The following is a 15,222-nucleotide window of genomic DNA, read 5'->3' as shown; positions in this document are numbered from 1 at the left end:
CCCGAACCGGGACCCGAGATACCAGAAAAGCAGTCACTATGTTCAGCAGCCGACAATATCCTCATATCAGAGCCCTGATCTACCTGATCAGTCTCATCCTGATCACCTTTGTTCTGGTGCTGATCGGCCTCAACACCAGTTCGCAGATTGAGACGATCAGAAAGCAGGGTGTGTTGCGTGTCGGCACACTCAACAACCCGATGGCTTACTATCTTTATCGAGCGGAACCAGCCGGATTCGAATATGAACTGAGCAAAGCGTTTGCTGATTTTCTGGGCGTAGAGCTGGAACTGATTGTAGCCAGCGATCTGCAGGAACTGTTTGACCTGCAGCTGAATCGCAGTGTGCATCTGATTGCTGCCAATCTATTGGTGACGGAGCAGCGCCGCCGCAAACTTGAGCATGGGCCAGTGTACCGCTATAGCGCACCGACCGTTGTGTATCGTGTCCGCCAGGGCATTCCTGCTCCCGAGGCTGTTGAGGACTTGTATGGCAGCAACCTGGCAGTGCTCGCCGGCTCAAGCCATGCCGACCTGCTACGCAGTCTCAGTGACGAATATCCCGATCTTGTCTGGGAGGAAAAAACCGAAAATGACACGATTGATCTGATGCGCAAGATTCATGAGATGGAGCTGGACTACACCATCATGGACACCTTCCTGTTCGATGCCCAGAGCTCATTTTTTCCGGGCCTGAGGCGAACATTACTACTGGATGACCCTCAGCCAGTCAGCTGGCTAATGGCACGGAATCCAGATAATACACTGAAGACTCAACTGCAGCATTTTTTCGATATCCGTCAGACAAAAGACCTCATAGCAGATCTTGAGTTACGCTACTTTTCTCAGCAGAATCGCCTCAACTTTTTTGATACAGCGTCATTCAGACAACATCTGCAGGAACGTTTTTTAAGCCTGCAGGAACACTTTCTGCAAGCAGCAGAGGAGACTGGCTTTGAATGGCCGCTGCTAGCTGCACTCGCCTATCAGGAATCTCACTGGGATCCAGACGCCGTCTCACCCACAGGGGTACGGGGCATCATGATGCTGACTAATGCCGCCGCCAGTGAAGTTGACGTCACGGACAGAACCGACCCTGCACAGAGCATATTTGGCGGCGCGCGCTACCTGTCTAACGTGAAAAAGAAGATACCCGAACGCATTTCAGAGCCTGACCACACCTGGTTCACACTGGCCGCCTATAACATCGGCTATGGTCATCTTGAAGATGCCCGACGACTGACTCAGAACCAGGGTCTGAATCCAGACAGCTGGGAGGATGTCAGATCTGTCCTTCCACTGCTGACTCAGGAGCGCTATTACAGCCAGCTGCGTTATGGCTATGCCAGAGGGCACGAGCCCGTCACTTATGTTGACAACATTCAGAAATATATTGAAATACTGGAGTGGGAGATACAGACCAGCCTGGCCAAAGCGCTGGAAGAGACAATGAATGGAGAGGGGCCAGAAAACGAAGGAAGTAATACCAGCGAAACTGGAGATAGACTACTCAGAAGCATCTCACCCAGCCTCTGATCAAGGGCTACTTCTGGCGCCGTGAACGGAAAAAGGCCCGGATCTGCTCACTGCACTGATCAGCCAGCACACCCCCTTGATACTCGATCTGGTGATTCAGATGCGGCAGTTCAAGGGCCCGCAACTGACTCACCACTGCACCGGCTTTTGGCTCGGTTGCACCGAAAATCAGACGACGAATCCGCGCATGTACCATCGCACCGACACACATCATGCACGGTTCGATGGTGACATACAGATCAGCATCCACCAAGCGGTAATTGCCGATCCGGCGCGCAGCATCCCGCAACGCAACCACTTCGGCATGGGCCGTTGGGTCATCACCACTGATCGGCTGATTCCAGCCCTCACCAATGATCTCGCCGGCCAGCACGACAACCGCCCCCACCGGCACTTCCAACCGCTGTGCTGCCAACGCTGCGCGTTCAAGTGCGGCAGCCATCCAGTACTCATCGCTACCCGGTAGTGGCTGATCCATCAGGTCGTATCACTCCCTCTCAATTGACTTTAAGAGGCGAAAATACCACACCCTGTCACACTACGACAATCGCCAGAGACATCAGACCATCTGCCTGCTGAGCTGAGGATGACCTACCTTTCGCGCAGTTTCTGCAGCGCCTGCCACGCCATCCAGCCTCGACCGAGCCATACCCCGGAACGGCGTGAACTGAAGGTCGCGACAAGTACAACCGCTCCCGCTATCCACTGAGGATGACTTCTGAGATAACACAGTGCCTTCACCCCCTGATCAGCCAACCTCAAGGGAGGCCTTAACTCCTCAATACTGCCAGACAGCGCCATACGCTGCTGCGCAGCCTCTGATATCAGGCGCTCTCGACGCTGCGCCAGACACTGCCGCCTGGTGTTCATTGGCGGGGCTCAAACTGCTGTCTGTCTGCCTGCAACTCCGACAGACTCAACGCAAACGGCCTCTCTTTGGTTCTCACTTTGTGTAGAGCGAACAACCATAACGCCAGAGCACCTACCAGAAAAAAACCAGCCAACGAGCCCAGCACCAGCAAACGGTGAGTATCCCAGAATGCAACGACCAGGAATAACGTCACCAGAATCACACCGACTCCGGCGCAAAACAGGACAGCTAACGCAAGCACCATCAATGAAATTATGTGATAGAGCTCCTCTTCCAGGTCGCAGGACAGCATCTCAAGCCGCGTATGGACCATACCAAGCAGCGTCCCTGCAAGCGTTTTCAATGACGCAAACAATCCTTTCTCCTTTGGCTGGCTCATCATTCTAACGACGACTGGATAGCAGACCAATCAGCAGACCCACACCGGCAGCTATACCGATCGCCTGCCAAGGATTATCGTGGATATACTCATCAGTCGCCTTGGCAGTATCTTTGGTTTTATCCAACAGCGCCACACCATCATCAGCCAACCTTGCTTTGGCGACCTTAAGGGACTCTTCCGCCGCCGCACGCACTTCATCCATCTCTTCACCGCCGTGACTGACTGTAGCTTTCACCAACGCCTCAGCATCAGCAACTACTCGTCTGAAATCAGCAAACAGCTGCTCTTTGGTAACTTCTTCTTTAACTTTACCCATATATTTCTCCATGTCAGAGCTTTTAATGATTTGATCCCTCCGTCAGCTCTCCTCAACGGATCCTTCTAGATAAACGAGTATAGCCGACAGCCGAACAGACTCCAGTGCGCTATCGCACACAGTCTCACGATAAAAAGCCTATGTGTGTTAGCGCCCAGACGTCGGTTACTACCCCGCCCATACTGAGCTGTATCAAGGCTAGAGCAAACATCCCGGGTTCGTATCCACTATCGGGACTCTACAACCAGATAAACATGGATGAATTTACAGACACCCCGAAACCAGGACAGTTCAAATGCCATTATCTCAGCCCGTCCCTGCGACCAACCGGCTGATCGCAGCTTTACCGCACAAAAACCGCCTGCGCTTTCTGGCAGGCTGTACACCCATTCAACTGGCGTTCGCTGAAATACTGGCCGAACCCGGCGAGCGCATGCGCCACGTCTACTTCCCCACGGATAGCTTCATCTCTCTGGTCACATCACTTGATAATCGAGGTGGCATAGAAGTTGGGCTCGTGGGAGACGAGGGTATGCTCGGAACTTCTCTGGTGCTCGGCATGGACGTTTCACCACTGAGAGCCGTTGTGCGGGGTAAAGGATTAGCGCTACGCATGAGTACTGCAGCTTTTCGGCGTGAGCTCAAAGCCAGCCCGCCATTGCAACGACAACTGAAGCGTTATCTCTATGTAATGATGACTCAGCTCGCACAAACCGCACTCTGCGCGCATTTTCACAGAGTGGAAGCACGTCTTGCGCGCTGCCTTCTGATGACGCAGGACCGAGCACATTCAAACACCTTCCATGCCACTCACGAATTCCTGGCCCAGATGCTTGGCGTGCGCCGTGTTGGGATCACCAAAGCAGCGACATCGCTACAGAAACGAAAACTGATCTGCTATAACCGCGGCACTATCACAATTCTCGACCGCAAAGGGTTGGAAGCCGCATCATGCGGTTGCTACGCGATAGACAATGCGAGCTACCAAGAGAGCATGGAGTAGTTCAAACCTACTGTCATACAAGGATACGGGCTGTCATCTCCTGATCAAAGAATGCATATGTTTTACGCCCCTTGCCTTTCGCATGATACATCGCTGTATCTGAATTTTTTATAAGCGTTTCTGCATTCATGCCGTCACCCGGAAAAATGCTGATACCGATGCTCACACTGATACTCAGATCATGCCGTTCAAGATGGTGCGGTAGCGCAATTGCCTCAAGCATTTTTTGTACAGACAGCGCTACAACCTGCGGGTGATCGATGTCGATCAGCAACGCCACGAACTCATCTCCACCATGACGACTGATCGTGTCCGACTGGCGCACACAGCCCAACAGGCGCTTACCCACCGACTGCAACAATTGATCACCGACGCTATGCCCCAGTGAATCGTTAATGTGCTTAAAGCCATCCAGATCCATAAACAGCACCGCAAACAGATTACCGGAACGTTGTGACGCAGAAATGGCTTGTGCGAGCCTGTCATACAACAGGATTCGGTTGGGCAAGCCAGTGAGCGTATCATGATGCGCCAGGTGATCCAGTTTGATCTTCGCAATCTGTATCTGTTCCGCCAATTTTTGTGCTTCGATGGACGCGACGACCAGGTTCGCATTGGCTTGCTGCAGTCGGATCATCTGATCAGCCATTGTCGACTGCAGTGCCTCTGTACTGCGTATCTCGTTCTCTCGCGCGGCAGCACGCACTTCGCGCTCCAACACCACGCCCTCTCGTTGACCGGCTACGTTTTCTCGCTGATTCGCGGCTTGCTCTCGCGCCTCAGCTATCTGTCTGCGGCCAACTAAAGTCTCATTATCAGCACATGCGGTACGGTCCCGACGCCGTCTGCCTATGCTTCGGACCCGCACAGAGTAATCTCTGGCGTCGTCCGTTTTCTTTTCCACACCAGAACCGGAAGCATCATCCTTGCCATCGCTGCTCATGTATATCCTCCGCTCAGGTTGCTCCAGCTAGGGATTAGTCCTGGGGTACCCGGTCATCAAACCGCTATAGTCGGACAGGCATTCACCAATCACAATGCCATCGTTGTTGATATCGAATAGTCGAATATCCTTACTGTGGTCGCTGCCACGCACCTTGACCACCGAGAAGATACGCTTGAACTGCCCCCCGATTTCGACATAGCGCTGCACCAGAATCGCATCAGCAAGAAATGCACTGCCAAACGGGCTGAAACGCAGATCGGTGTAGCGATCTTCCAGCTCCGAGGTCATCAGAATACTCACCCCTTTACTGGTCAGTTCAGCTACCATTCGATATAGGGAGCCGCGAAAATCTTCGCTGAACTCTGGGGCCAATGCCAGTTCGAAACCCGACAACGAATCAATCACAACGCGCTTGGCCTGCATACGATCAATCATCTCAATCATGTCATGCAGGATTTCATCAATCGACAAATCCAGCGAGCGCGTATTGATTACACCCACCTGCCCGGTATTAACCAACGCATGTAACCGGGTGTTCAGCAATTGGCTCGGACTTTTTTCGAACGCCGCGATCACACCAGCTTCTCCACGACGCGCTCCTTCGGCCAGGAATGACGTCGCCAGTATGGTTTTCCCGGAACCCGAGGGACCGACTGCAAGCAGCGAATAACCGGCCGGCAAGCCACCACCCAGCATTTCATCCAGGCCTGCGACCCCCATGGAGATTCGCTCAGGACTACCAGCGGCGAGTTGTCCAACCACGTCTGCCGGTTCGATGATCGCCCGGGGAAAAACCTGGAGGCCCGCATCACTGATGCGGAAGGTATGCAAGCCGGGTGCCTGAGCCTGGCCACGCATCTTGACCACCTGCATTTTGCGCACCATGGAGTTGCGACGCATGTTTTGTGACAGCCAAAGAATGCCGTCCGCCACGGTAAAGACTGGACTCGATTCGGATTCTGGGCCCAGATATTCGCCGATCATGAAGGTAGTGGCCTGCCAACTGGTCATCTGCATGCCGAGCTGTTGCACAAAGCGCTGCAGATCAGGCACATTCTGCTCTTCGGAGCGGACTGACTGCACGAGGGATCGAAATGAATCGACAAATACCAGACTGGGTTCAAACTCCTTCACCTCGGCAGCAATGCGCGCCAGGACACGGTCGAAATTACCCTCCAGAAGCTCAGTCGCCAGGTTGACGAAGCGAATCGACTGGTTCATTTTACTGTGATCGAAAAATGAAAATTGCTGCTGGTACCGAAGCATCTTCAGGGTTGGCTCCCCGAGCACGGTAAAGAACAGCGCCCGGTAATCCGGCGCGGCCAGCGAGAACATCATCTGATGGGCAAGCGTTGTTTTTCCGCTTCCCGGCGTGCCAGCAATCAGATTGAACGAGAACTCCGGCAGGCCGCCACCCAACAGATCGTCGAGACCCGGAACACCCGTTGGCAGGCGACGTATCGTGACCTTGTTACTCATTGTCGAGCTCCTTGCTGGACGTGACTGAAGCAAGATCGCCCCAGGCCGCACGTAATATATTGGACGTCAATTGTTCACCAATCAGCGAAGCCAGGATGTCGGTAAATATGGTCAGCAGCAGACGGTGAGCTGCGCAGGCATCAGCCGGTGTTTGACTCGCAAGAAGCGCCCCCAACTCTACAAAGCGGTGGTTATTCTGGAGAGGCTGAAGTGTCGCAGAGCTGGGGGTGAGCCAGGGAAAAGTGTTTTTTGTCAGGTGAAAAGTTCGCTCGTACAGCGATTTGAAACCATCCTCACCAACGACCGATACAATCTCGTTGGCCAGTTTTTCCCAATGAATCATTGCGACATCCGCAACGTTTTCAGGCTGCTGCGTCAGGATGCTGGCTATGATTTGCTGACGCAGCAGAGAAGGGTCTTCCATCAGAGTGCGCTCAGCAGACAACAGCCAGGAGGAGCAGAATATGAGAGGTACAAACGTGCGTCTGGCGTAATGACGCCAGGATGAGAAAGCAGATATGCCATATTCATCGTTCCTCCTTGAAACCGCTGTGCGTTTATTAATCAGACGAATCCACCGATACCATTCATGGTACGGCGGAATTCATGTTCATGATAGTCTTAAGGTGCCTTTATTTTTGCCTGCCATTTCGATACAAACACCCGATCGGCAACTTACAACTTAAAGCAGCATTAGAATTTTACAGACACCCCGAAACCAGTACAGTTCAAATATTATTCTTTCAGCCAGACCCTGCGACCAATCGGCTGATTGTAGATTTACCGAATACGAACCGCCTGCGCTTTCAGAGCTGACTGTACACTCATTCAACTGACGTTCGCTGAAACATTTCCCCTACCCGATGCAGCTCTTGCTGTACGGAACTTAAAGCAGTATTTAAACTCCGTTTACTCTTCAGCAGCAGCCCTGCTTGCCCACTGAGATAAAAACGCCTCGATTTTTTCTTCGATGTGACTCTCGACAGTTTGTAATCGTAGAAGGGGAAGCCCGCTTTTTCTCAGGATGCTATTTTTCAATGCATCCCGCTCAGCCTGACGCGCATCACCATGGGATCCGCCATCTACCTCGATCACGGCCAGCGGCGTTTTTCCCACTTTGAAATACAACACAAAATCGCAACTGGCTCGGTTTCTCATAAAATCGAGTTCTCGCAACGTCAATGCCTCGTTGGCCGAAGAAGCCAACTGGTTCAGAACAATCTGTGAATGGAACGTAATCGCCCGATATGCTTCTAGGGACAATGTATCACGCAGTATCTGTGCCGCAATCTGCTCAGATTTGTATCGCGAATCAGTTGGCCTCAATTTTGCGTTGAGCCTTTCTAGGGATTGATCATATTCTGTGTAGAGCAGATCGAAGGCTGACACGACAGGAGCGCGATGTACCTGTTTTTCATCCGCGTAGTATTCTATGTAGCGGACCAACGCAGCGACATGCCCGTTGTTCGCGGCAAAGACATCGTCACCAGTCACAAGGGTGAACGTATTCTTGGCCCTTGATACCGCAACATTAACCAAGTGAGGGTCATCCACAAACCTCAAATCTCTCTGGCTTCTTTGTTTTTTATCCAACACAGTGGAAAAGACAATCTCATCACACTCCCTGCCCTGAAACTTGTGCACTGTATTTGTGACAAAATCAGTTGGTAAACATGCCTGAGAAAGCCGGACCTGCGCATTGTAAGGAGTGATGAACCCCCTACTGTTTTCTTCATCCCAGTCACTTTCTCCATCCCATTTGAGCGTTTCAAGCAGTGAATCCAACTCCCTCCGATTCGAGTTCTTCCTCGTGTGGTTTCCTTTGGCGGTAACCAGTAACTTCAACGATTCTTCACCTGCATCTTTTGTCATTGGAATCAGTTGATTGTCGTAAAACTGCTGATTGCAGAACTGGATGATTCTGGGATGGCAGCGGTAATGTTCTTTCAATAGCGTCATGGGTATCGAACTGCTAAAGACACCAATGCAGGAATCAAGCAAGCTGTATTTTTCACAATCGTAGAAATCAGCAGGCGGGGCTATGGCCAATTTTATCGGAATATGAGGGAGTTGCTTTCTGTCGCCGACGATAACCAAGTTTTTGGCACAGCCCAACGACAGTATTCCAGGAATAATGTCTTGCTGCGAGGCTTCGTCAATGATGACATAGTCGAAAATCGCACCTTTGCCAATCGAATTGATAATGGAATGCGTGCTGCTGCCAATAATCGGAAAATGCTTTACAAACACACCGAATTTCTTGCGGTAACTATCCGAACCGAACTTTTCCTGAGGAGGGAGATGCTTATGAAGGTGATGTTTTAGATATAGCATCGACCCGGCGACCAGATCATCCAGCAATGCCTTGAAGTTGCCGTGTTCTAAGACTTCCCGATAAGCGGCTAACTCTGATTCCTTATCCCGTAGCGCTTTCTCGTAATAGTGAAGCTGCAAGGCATAGATCACTGACTTGCGCTTCTCCCAATCATTGAACGGCGCCATACGCAGGATCTTGAAATTTAGCAGCAGCTTGATCCTGTCCTTGAGTCTGATGCGATTCTCGGCAAGATGAGCCAAATAAGCCATCAAGTCCGAGGATTGTCTTGGAGACAGGCTGTATTTATCCAAAGGGACAGGCTCCACCTCTATATTTTCGCGGTGCCATTGCAGCAGATAACGATGTTCTATGGCCAATTCGTCAATCTCGGCCTGTAGCCGCGCCACCTCATTCTGAGCATGCAGATACACCTTCAATTTCTGGAGAACAGCTTGAATTTGCTCCATGGAAGGCGCAGACGAGGGGATTCCTGATGGTACGGCAAGTACATTACCGAAGAAGGTCTTTCTATTATCTGCACTGCCCAGTTTCGCAACCAGATAACCCAGGTCAGCCTTACCTAACTTTTCGTAGACGTTTTCCACTGCAGAGTTGTTATTGGACAGGATAGCGACTGTTTTGCCACGCAACACAATATTGGAGATGATGTTCAATATCGTCTGAGTTTTACCTGTGCCTGGGGGGCCTTCAATTAGGCTGATTTGCGAGGTGAAGGCTTGCTCAACTGCCTTGAGCTGACTTTCATTGACACCAAAAGGGTATATAAAACCTACTGTCGGCTTACGTGTATGGTTCTGTCCAGTACAGTATGCATACAGTGCGGTGCCTTCGTGAGGAAGCACCGCCTCCAGTTGACGCAGCACATTTTCGGCTATTGGCTTGTCTTTCAGTGGTGCCTGATCTACCCGCGCATTTGCCACGCGCACAAAATAGCTGAATACCGCCTCGTCCTTGATCGTTGTCTCTGGGCTGAACGCAATACTATTCGCGCTCATTACATAGATTTTTTGATTGCCACAATACTGAACAGCCGCATACTTACCGCCATATATTGTCACTCTATCGGTGGCACTGAAGCTTACCCCCCCATCTATAGAGAGGAGCTGCCGCTGCACCACTTCGGTTGGTTCAATTTTGCAATCGCTGAGTGGGCGGTGGTAAAACTTGCCGGAAGGAAAGCGGCAAGTCAGCATCAACTCGCCCCTTTGGTCTCCCCACCATATTTCCCAACCACTGATTTGTCTGGTTTTATCTTCACCGCTCACCCAGATGGAAACCATACACCTCCTGTGTTTGCGTGTGGCAGTTGCGTACTCTGATTTATCTAAACACCGATTCTGGTGAATGTGAACACCCAGATCTTTCCGTGTTGGCTCAGTCTCTTTTTAACTTAGATGTTCATTTTCAGTCAACTCCGCTGATGCGGACTCAGCTATCCGACTTCGTATCTCTAACCGTAAGGTCGATCATGATTACTTCAATTGCAACAACGCCGGGGAAATTGTTAGCGACAGAGTCCCAGTAAGACCTGAGTGCATCTTCAAGCCCCGCCAGGCCAACCCGCAGATCACCGATCTGCCAGTGAGATTGAGTAGACTGACCCTGCCAAATCAAAAGCATCACACCGCAACCCGCAGTCTCTTCACGCAAATAGTCGCCAACGAGTTGATTTCTCAACCGCTCACAGAGCTTCGGGCCCGACCAGCCTTTATCAAGCAACTTAAGCTCAATAGGAACCGGAGAAGGCACACGTGCATTTTGAGTCCAGATATCTGGTCTCTGCCTGTTCGGCAACTCGTTTTCTTGGACACAGGTGTAGCGCCCGGAGGACCTAGCATTCAACCAACCAGCCACCAGGTTCCGCATTTCGGTTTCACTTTCGGCTCTTTGCCAGGTTTTGTACGGGCTGTCATTACCGAGTTCGATCCAAGCCTTCAAATCAATCAACCGATCAACGGTAAGATCGAAGAGTTGCCGATGTGTCGTCGGTGTTCTAGCTTGATGCTGGTCATAATCCCGCACCTGTTGCGCCGACCATGGTTCTAAATCGGCATCTTCTTCGGCTCGCTTGTAGGCAAGCTTCTGCATCCAGGGCCGATAGCTGGCATCCGGATGATCCTTCGCAAGCTCAGCAAGCGCGATGAAAGTCTCTTTCCCGGGGATTTCGGACAGCTGTCTGAAAAGAGCATCACGTCCATCTTGCGCATCGTCACGTAACTCTGGCGAATACAAACCTTTACCCGCACGTTCAATATCGTCCTGTGCTCGAATATACCGATGCATGAGGATGTAAAGGGCCTTGAGATGTTTGACATTGCGAAAGCTGCCCCGACCAAGGGCAGTGCTGGAGGATAGCTGCGAACCCATCAATCTCGTTATAAATAGCTGAGCTTCCTTCGATACCTCTTTCTCTGATAGGCTCGACAACCAATGCTCTACAGCTGGGATCGCCTCCTCTGCTTCAAGATCAACCCAGAGTGCATACCAAACTGCCAACTGCTCGCTAACTACATTACTTTCAATTTTTAACCTAGCCAGTTTTGCGACTGTTTCACTATCGCCACAGCCGCTCAGCAAAATATGGATACAGTAACGGAGTGTATCTTGATTCAGAATCTCGTTTTGCTCCAGCCAAACGGTAATTGATGGGGCTAGGTACTGATGCAGCCAAGACGAATAGTAGACCAAATCATGCAGAATGTAGTGCATAGGCCGATCTGCTTCGGTATACGCAAGCTCCCAGTGCAACTCCGTGAGAATAGCGTCCATGGTCAGATTTGGGTGGGCATGATGGAGTTTCTCAAGCCAGAATGGAAAACCATTAAGCTCCCGAACAAAGAATCGAAGCGCATGAGTAACCTCTGCTTCGGTCAGGTTTGACGGAAAGTGATCAACTTCAGCCGCCTCAATTTCAAGGCCGGCCATCGCAAAAAACAGCGAATAAGGGATTGAACTGGTGTCGTGCCCCTCGGATAGAAGTCCAGGAATAAAGTTTCGCCAATGAGACATCGCAGCATCCCGGTAGGCTCGCGCGACATCCTCGCCAAATTCGGGAATCAACGCTTTCCAGTTAGCTCCACCTACACGACTTGTTAGAAGATCAGCACCTTCAATCTCAACTAACAACCTATATTGGTCTTGGCTGAACTCGTCCGGTCTCAACCCTGACGGATAACGAACAATCTCCGGGGCTGCCTTCAGGTATTCGATCCACTCCGCACGACTCCTGTCACGAGTTTCCTGCTTCTTCCTTTGCTTCTCCTCTCGTTGAGCCTCCCTTTCTTCCCATTTCAGGGTGCTTTGAGGCTTCATCGGTTTCAAGAGAGTGTTGAGACGCTCCTCCATATAGGAGTTCGCCTCGACTGCCAGCTTAAGCTGGCTCGACCAGTCGCCAGGCTTATCAGCCAACATGAAAAGACGGTGGGCAAGCGACAGAGCAACCAACTTGTCGTCCAGAAAATCACAAGTCGCAATAAACCCCAGTACATCGTGAAACCGATTGGCCCCGAACTTCCAGTAATGCCCAATCAATTGCACAGACCAGTCATCAATCAAACGCTCAGACTTCTTTTCTTCGAGCCTGTTCCTAGCTTCGTCAACGCTTCGCCAAAACAGCGCATCATTTAGTTTGCTCCAGGCGGGTACGATTTCATAGAGGCGACTTTTATATTCGTCGAAGTCGTCACCCCGCCAGAACCGCGCTACTGGTACTTTCAGCATGACCGAAAGCGCTTCCGATGAAAGCGCTGTTTCGGATCGCGCGGAAACCAACCGTTCGACAGCATGGGTGGCAGGACCTAGCAACCACGAGAACTCCTTCGAGACATGGCATTCTTGACGTTCGATATAGGGCTCTCGCTCAAGATAATCATTCAAGCCTCTTACTAATGCCGCCAAAGGCCCCAACACACCTACAGAACTATATATCGGCAAACGACCGATGAAACCATGGAGGGCCTGACCCAACCCCGTGGCTTTGTATCGTTCATACGCTTCTAACTTGGCAACTGAAGCGAGCAGAAAGTCGACCGAGACCATATCTGCCTCAGCATTCTTCAAAACCTCAGCGAAAACCTGGCGTGGCAGCACTTCTGTCGACGCAATCAGTTGCTCCCACAGGTGGCATCTTTGATCCCGGGTACCACCGGTCATCACGGCACGTGTCGCCGCGATACGAGCATAGATGCCCCGCGCTGGGTCGGTGGCGATCCAAGACAAGGCAGGCACACACTCCGTCATTTCACCTTGCCAAACCAATCTGCCCAAGAAAAAAATCGCGTCGTCATTGCCTCGATGGTCAGCAATAAGACGAAGTACGTCACTACTCAGGTCTGGCTGGGCAATTCGGGCTATCGCGCCATTGTCGCGCGCCGAATGGTCATCCTGATTCTCGGCGATCCGCCTGACAATGTCGTTAAGGAGTGCTTGCCGTTCAACAAAGGGTAGTTGCGCGGCGTCCCCTCCTTCGACCGCAACTTCAGGCGCAATTCCCAGCGCTTTATGACGAATCTCATCGTCAAACAGGATCAGCCAAGGCAATATCGGTCGCAGGCGAGGCGTGATGACAGAGTGGCCATATTGTTCACGAAAGAACAAAGCCTCTGTTGCGTACCGAAAGGAGCCGTTTTTTAATTGATCGCTGATCCATTCCGCGGCGAGCAGCTCTCGTATTTCCCGGTGTCGGAATCGCACAATGCCATAAAGCACATCATTGAAGATTCCGCGCTCAAGCAATGTCTGGACCTCTATCGGCTCCCAATCACTCAGAATAGCTTCCGCATCAATACCTTTGTCGGGGTTGGTTGAATCTGGAACACGAATACCAGGCTCACCTGTCAGAATGACTGCGGCAGCAAGTACACGTGCGCCACGCCTCGCTTTCTCACGGTTGAGCGGTTGGCGTCGTGCACGATCCGGATCAATTTCTTTTAATCGAAGATCGATATTGTGTTGTAGCAACTCGAGCCGCCCATCGAGCGTTTGGTCGGCGCTCCACTTGGCAAGGATGCCTTCGAGATCAAACGGCCTCGCTGCCATCGACATCAAGTTCGCGCGTAGGAGTTCGAGAATTAATTTATCTACCTGTGGTGCTCCACGATGACCAGCGAAACTACGAATTCCGCTTTCATCAAGTGGATCAAGCAGGTATACACGAAGAGCACTCTCCAATTCAACCGGCTCATCAGCGTTGACGTCTTCGAAGACGACATCTCTGTCGCCCGTTTCCTCTGATTTCGGTTTTATAAAAGGCAGGTAGCGCTCCACCAGTTCTCGATCCGAACGAGCTCGCCATGCATAAGGACGGCTGGAGATGAAAATGCGCGCTCGTTGGTCAGCCGATTTGATCCGTGCAGAAAAGCGCTTAATTGCCTTCTCGAAAGCTCGTGAATTCTCCAGCCGGGCCTCGTCGACGGAATCAAGGAAGAACCAAGCCTCCTCCTGAGAGCTCAACCAATTTTCAAAAACATTCACGCTACCAACTTCAAATGCGGCCTCAAAGCCATCTTCAATATCTTCTATCCGGATGAAGAACGCTGCCAGGCCTAGCGTCTCTATATGCTTTGCGCGAGCTTCCATCTCGAAGGTTTTTCCCGCCCCTGCTTCGGCCAAGATAACGCAGCGAAACTCCTTCTCAAGTTCGGGCCAACCAGTGCGCTTCAATTCACTAAAAAATGAACGAAAATCTTGCTCGTCAGAGTCAGCGTTGGATTCGCGCACCAGAGAGAAGCGGCGCTCAAGTGGAACCGCGCCGTAACTCATATCGAGGCACCGCCGACTTGCCGCATGGCCTCCACCACTCGAGCCGTTTGCTGACTATCTATCTTCGCCCCATGCAATCCTGCGTCCTTGGCTCTTAAATTTTCAACGCCGAAATATTCAGTTAAGGTATCCAGCGACGGTCCTCTGTGGCTGTGTGGGAGTTTCATCTCCTCCCCCCAGGGAATAGTGGCTGTCTGACTGCAAAAAACACCTTTCATTGGTGGCATGGGCAAGTCGTATCGATCGGCGTGATCCAGGAGGATCGGCCAGTCAAAACTGGCGTTGTGGATGACAATCAGTTGTTCTTTTAGGTATTCCGCGATCTGGTCCCACTGGGCTTCGAAAGATTCGAATTCAGCGGCCTGTTCGTTGGTAATACCGTGTATCGACTGCGCTTCTTCTGAAATGTGTTTTTGTGGCCGTGTTTTAAATTCGACTGATTCGGCTATCTCTCGACTTCTCACCACAGTGATGCCAAGTGTCACTATATCCGGCAGGCCGATTTCGTCAGGGAGTCCTGTGGTTTCGGTATCGAGGACGATGTAATCGTCCGGCAATTGGGTGAATATCCACAGTAGCTCTTTATACATTG

At 51.4% G+C, this 15,222-nt stretch carries 12 protein-coding genes; 2 read left to right on the top strand and 10 right to left on the bottom strand.

The genetic code is table 11. From position 1 onward, the window contains the following. The first annotated feature begins 38 nt into the window (after positions 1-38). The gene (gene mltF, locus ACK3CJ_RS03775) at positions 39-1,535 is read left to right on the top strand and encodes a membrane-bound lytic murein transglycosylase MltF (RefSeq protein WP_409525089.1); all 1,497 of its coding nucleotides are present in this window, start codon (positions 39-41) and stop codon (positions 1,533-1,535) included. Between the two features lie 7 nt (positions 1,536-1,542). Here mltF and tadA read toward each other — a convergent pair whose 3' ends face one another. The 4 genes from tadA to ACK3CJ_RS03755 all read right to left on the bottom strand — a co-directional run bounded on the left by tadA (position 1,543) and on the right by ACK3CJ_RS03755 (position 3,104). Beyond that, the gene (gene tadA, locus ACK3CJ_RS03770) at positions 1,543-2,013 is read right to left on the bottom strand and encodes a tRNA adenosine(34) deaminase TadA (protein WP_409525088.1); all 471 of its coding nucleotides are present in this window, start codon (positions 2,011-2,013) and stop codon (positions 1,543-1,545) included. A 113-nt stretch (positions 2,014-2,126) separates the two neighbouring features. Continuing rightward, positions 2,127-2,405 (bottom strand): YqjK family protein, encoded by a 279-nt coding sequence (locus ACK3CJ_RS03765; protein ID WP_409525087.1) that lies wholly within the window; start codon positions 2,403-2,405, stop codon positions 2,127-2,129. Next, positions 2,402-2,761 carry a phage holin family protein gene (locus ACK3CJ_RS03760; protein ID WP_409525086.1) on the bottom strand — a complete coding sequence of 120 codons (360 nt, stop codon included), beginning with the start codon at positions 2,759-2,761 and terminating at the stop codon, positions 2,402-2,404. The genes ACK3CJ_RS03765 and ACK3CJ_RS03760 overlap by 4 nt, the downstream gene beginning before the upstream one ends. A gap of 28 nt (positions 2,762-2,789) precedes the next feature. Further along, positions 2,790-3,104 carry a DUF883 family protein gene (locus tag ACK3CJ_RS03755; protein ID WP_409525084.1) on the bottom strand — a complete coding sequence of 105 codons (315 nt, stop codon included), beginning with the start codon at positions 3,102-3,104 and terminating at the stop codon, positions 2,790-2,792. Between the two features lie 295 nt (positions 3,105-3,399). On the opposite strand from ACK3CJ_RS03755, the gene ACK3CJ_RS03750 reads away from it, so the two are divergent. Continuing rightward, complete coding sequence (locus ACK3CJ_RS03750) at positions 3,400-4,107, top strand: Crp/Fnr family transcriptional regulator (RefSeq protein WP_409525083.1); 708 nt, start codon at positions 3,400-3,402, stop codon at positions 4,105-4,107. A 13-nt stretch (positions 4,108-4,120) separates the two neighbouring features. Here ACK3CJ_RS03750 and ACK3CJ_RS03745 read toward each other — a convergent pair whose 3' ends face one another. The 6 genes from ACK3CJ_RS03745 to ACK3CJ_RS03720 form a co-directional block, all read right to left on the bottom strand. Then, positions 4,121-5,050, bottom strand: coding sequence for a diguanylate cyclase domain-containing protein (locus tag ACK3CJ_RS03745; RefSeq protein WP_409525082.1), 930 nt, complete (start codon positions 5,048-5,050; stop codon positions 4,121-4,123). Positions 5,051-5,077: 27 nt separating this feature from the next. Further along, positions 5,078-6,532: an RAD55 family ATPase gene (locus ACK3CJ_RS03740; RefSeq protein WP_409525081.1), complete on the bottom strand. Its 1,455-nt coding sequence runs from the start codon at positions 6,530-6,532 to the stop codon at positions 5,078-5,080. Next, positions 6,525-6,956, bottom strand: a complete 432-nt coding sequence (locus ACK3CJ_RS03735; protein WP_409525080.1) for a hypothetical protein — start codon at positions 6,954-6,956, stop codon at positions 6,525-6,527. The genes ACK3CJ_RS03740 and ACK3CJ_RS03735 overlap by 8 nt, the downstream gene beginning before the upstream one ends. A gap of 485 nt (positions 6,957-7,441) precedes the next feature. Continuing rightward, positions 7,442-10,150: an AAA domain-containing protein gene (locus tag ACK3CJ_RS03730; protein WP_409525079.1), complete on the bottom strand. Its 2,709-nt coding sequence runs from the start codon at positions 10,148-10,150 to the stop codon at positions 7,442-7,444. A gap of 148 nt (positions 10,151-10,298) precedes the next feature. Continuing rightward, entirely contained in the window at positions 10,299-14,630 is a 4,332-nt protein-coding gene (locus ACK3CJ_RS03725; RefSeq protein ID WP_409525078.1) for an NACHT domain-containing protein, read from the bottom strand. Next, on the bottom strand, positions 14,627-15,220 hold the full coding sequence (locus ACK3CJ_RS03720) for an exonuclease domain-containing protein (protein WP_409525077.1): 594 nt from the start codon (positions 15,218-15,220) through the stop codon (positions 14,627-14,629). Before ACK3CJ_RS03720 ends, ACK3CJ_RS03725 begins: the two co-directional genes overlap by 4 nt. Positions 15,221-15,222: the final 2 nt, after the last annotated feature.

Origin of the sequence: Nitrincola salilacus, assembly GCF_046271865.1 — a bacterium.
GTDB classification, from domain to species: Bacteria; Pseudomonadota; Gammaproteobacteria; order Pseudomonadales; family Balneatricaceae; genus Nitrincola; species Nitrincola salilacus.
This window is presented reverse-complemented; position numbering and strand designations above follow the sequence as displayed.

Bases quoted from the DNA above. Each gene is read 5' to 3' on its own strand.
- ACK3CJ_RS03725 (WP_409525078.1), bottom strand. From the start codon at position 14,630: ATGAGTTACGGCGCGGTTCCACTTGAGCGCCGCTTCTCTCTGGTGCGC.
- ACK3CJ_RS03755 (WP_409525084.1), bottom strand. From the start codon at position 3,104: ATGGGTAAAGTTAAAGAAGAAGTTACCAAAGAGCAGCTGTTTGCTGAT.
- mltF (WP_409525089.1), top strand. From the start codon at position 39: ATGTTCAGCAGCCGACAATATCCTCATATCAGAGCCCTGATCTACCTG.
- ACK3CJ_RS03765 (WP_409525087.1), bottom strand. From the start codon at position 2,405: ATGAACACCAGGCGGCAGTGTCTGGCGCAGCGTCGAGAGCGCCTGATA.
- tadA (WP_409525088.1), bottom strand. From the start codon at position 2,013: ATGGATCAGCCACTACCGGGTAGCGATGAGTACTGGATGGCTGCCGCA.
- ACK3CJ_RS03730 (WP_409525079.1), bottom strand. From the start codon at position 10,150: ATGGTTTCCATCTGGGTGAGCGGTGAAGATAAAACCAGACAAATCAGT.
- ACK3CJ_RS03735 (WP_409525080.1), bottom strand. From the start codon at position 6,956: ATGGAAGACCCTTCTCTGCTGCGTCAGCAAATCATAGCCAGCATCCTG.
- ACK3CJ_RS03750 (WP_409525083.1), top strand. From the start codon at position 3,400: ATGCCATTATCTCAGCCCGTCCCTGCGACCAACCGGCTGATCGCAGCT.
- ACK3CJ_RS03720 (WP_409525077.1), bottom strand. From the start codon at position 15,220: ATGTATAAAGAGCTACTGTGGATATTCACCCAATTGCCGGACGATTAC.
- ACK3CJ_RS03745 (WP_409525082.1), bottom strand. From the start codon at position 5,050: ATGAGCAGCGATGGCAAGGATGATGCTTCCGGTTCTGGTGTGGAAAAG.
- ACK3CJ_RS03740 (WP_409525081.1), bottom strand. From the start codon at position 6,532: ATGAGTAACAAGGTCACGATACGTCGCCTGCCAACGGGTGTTCCGGGT.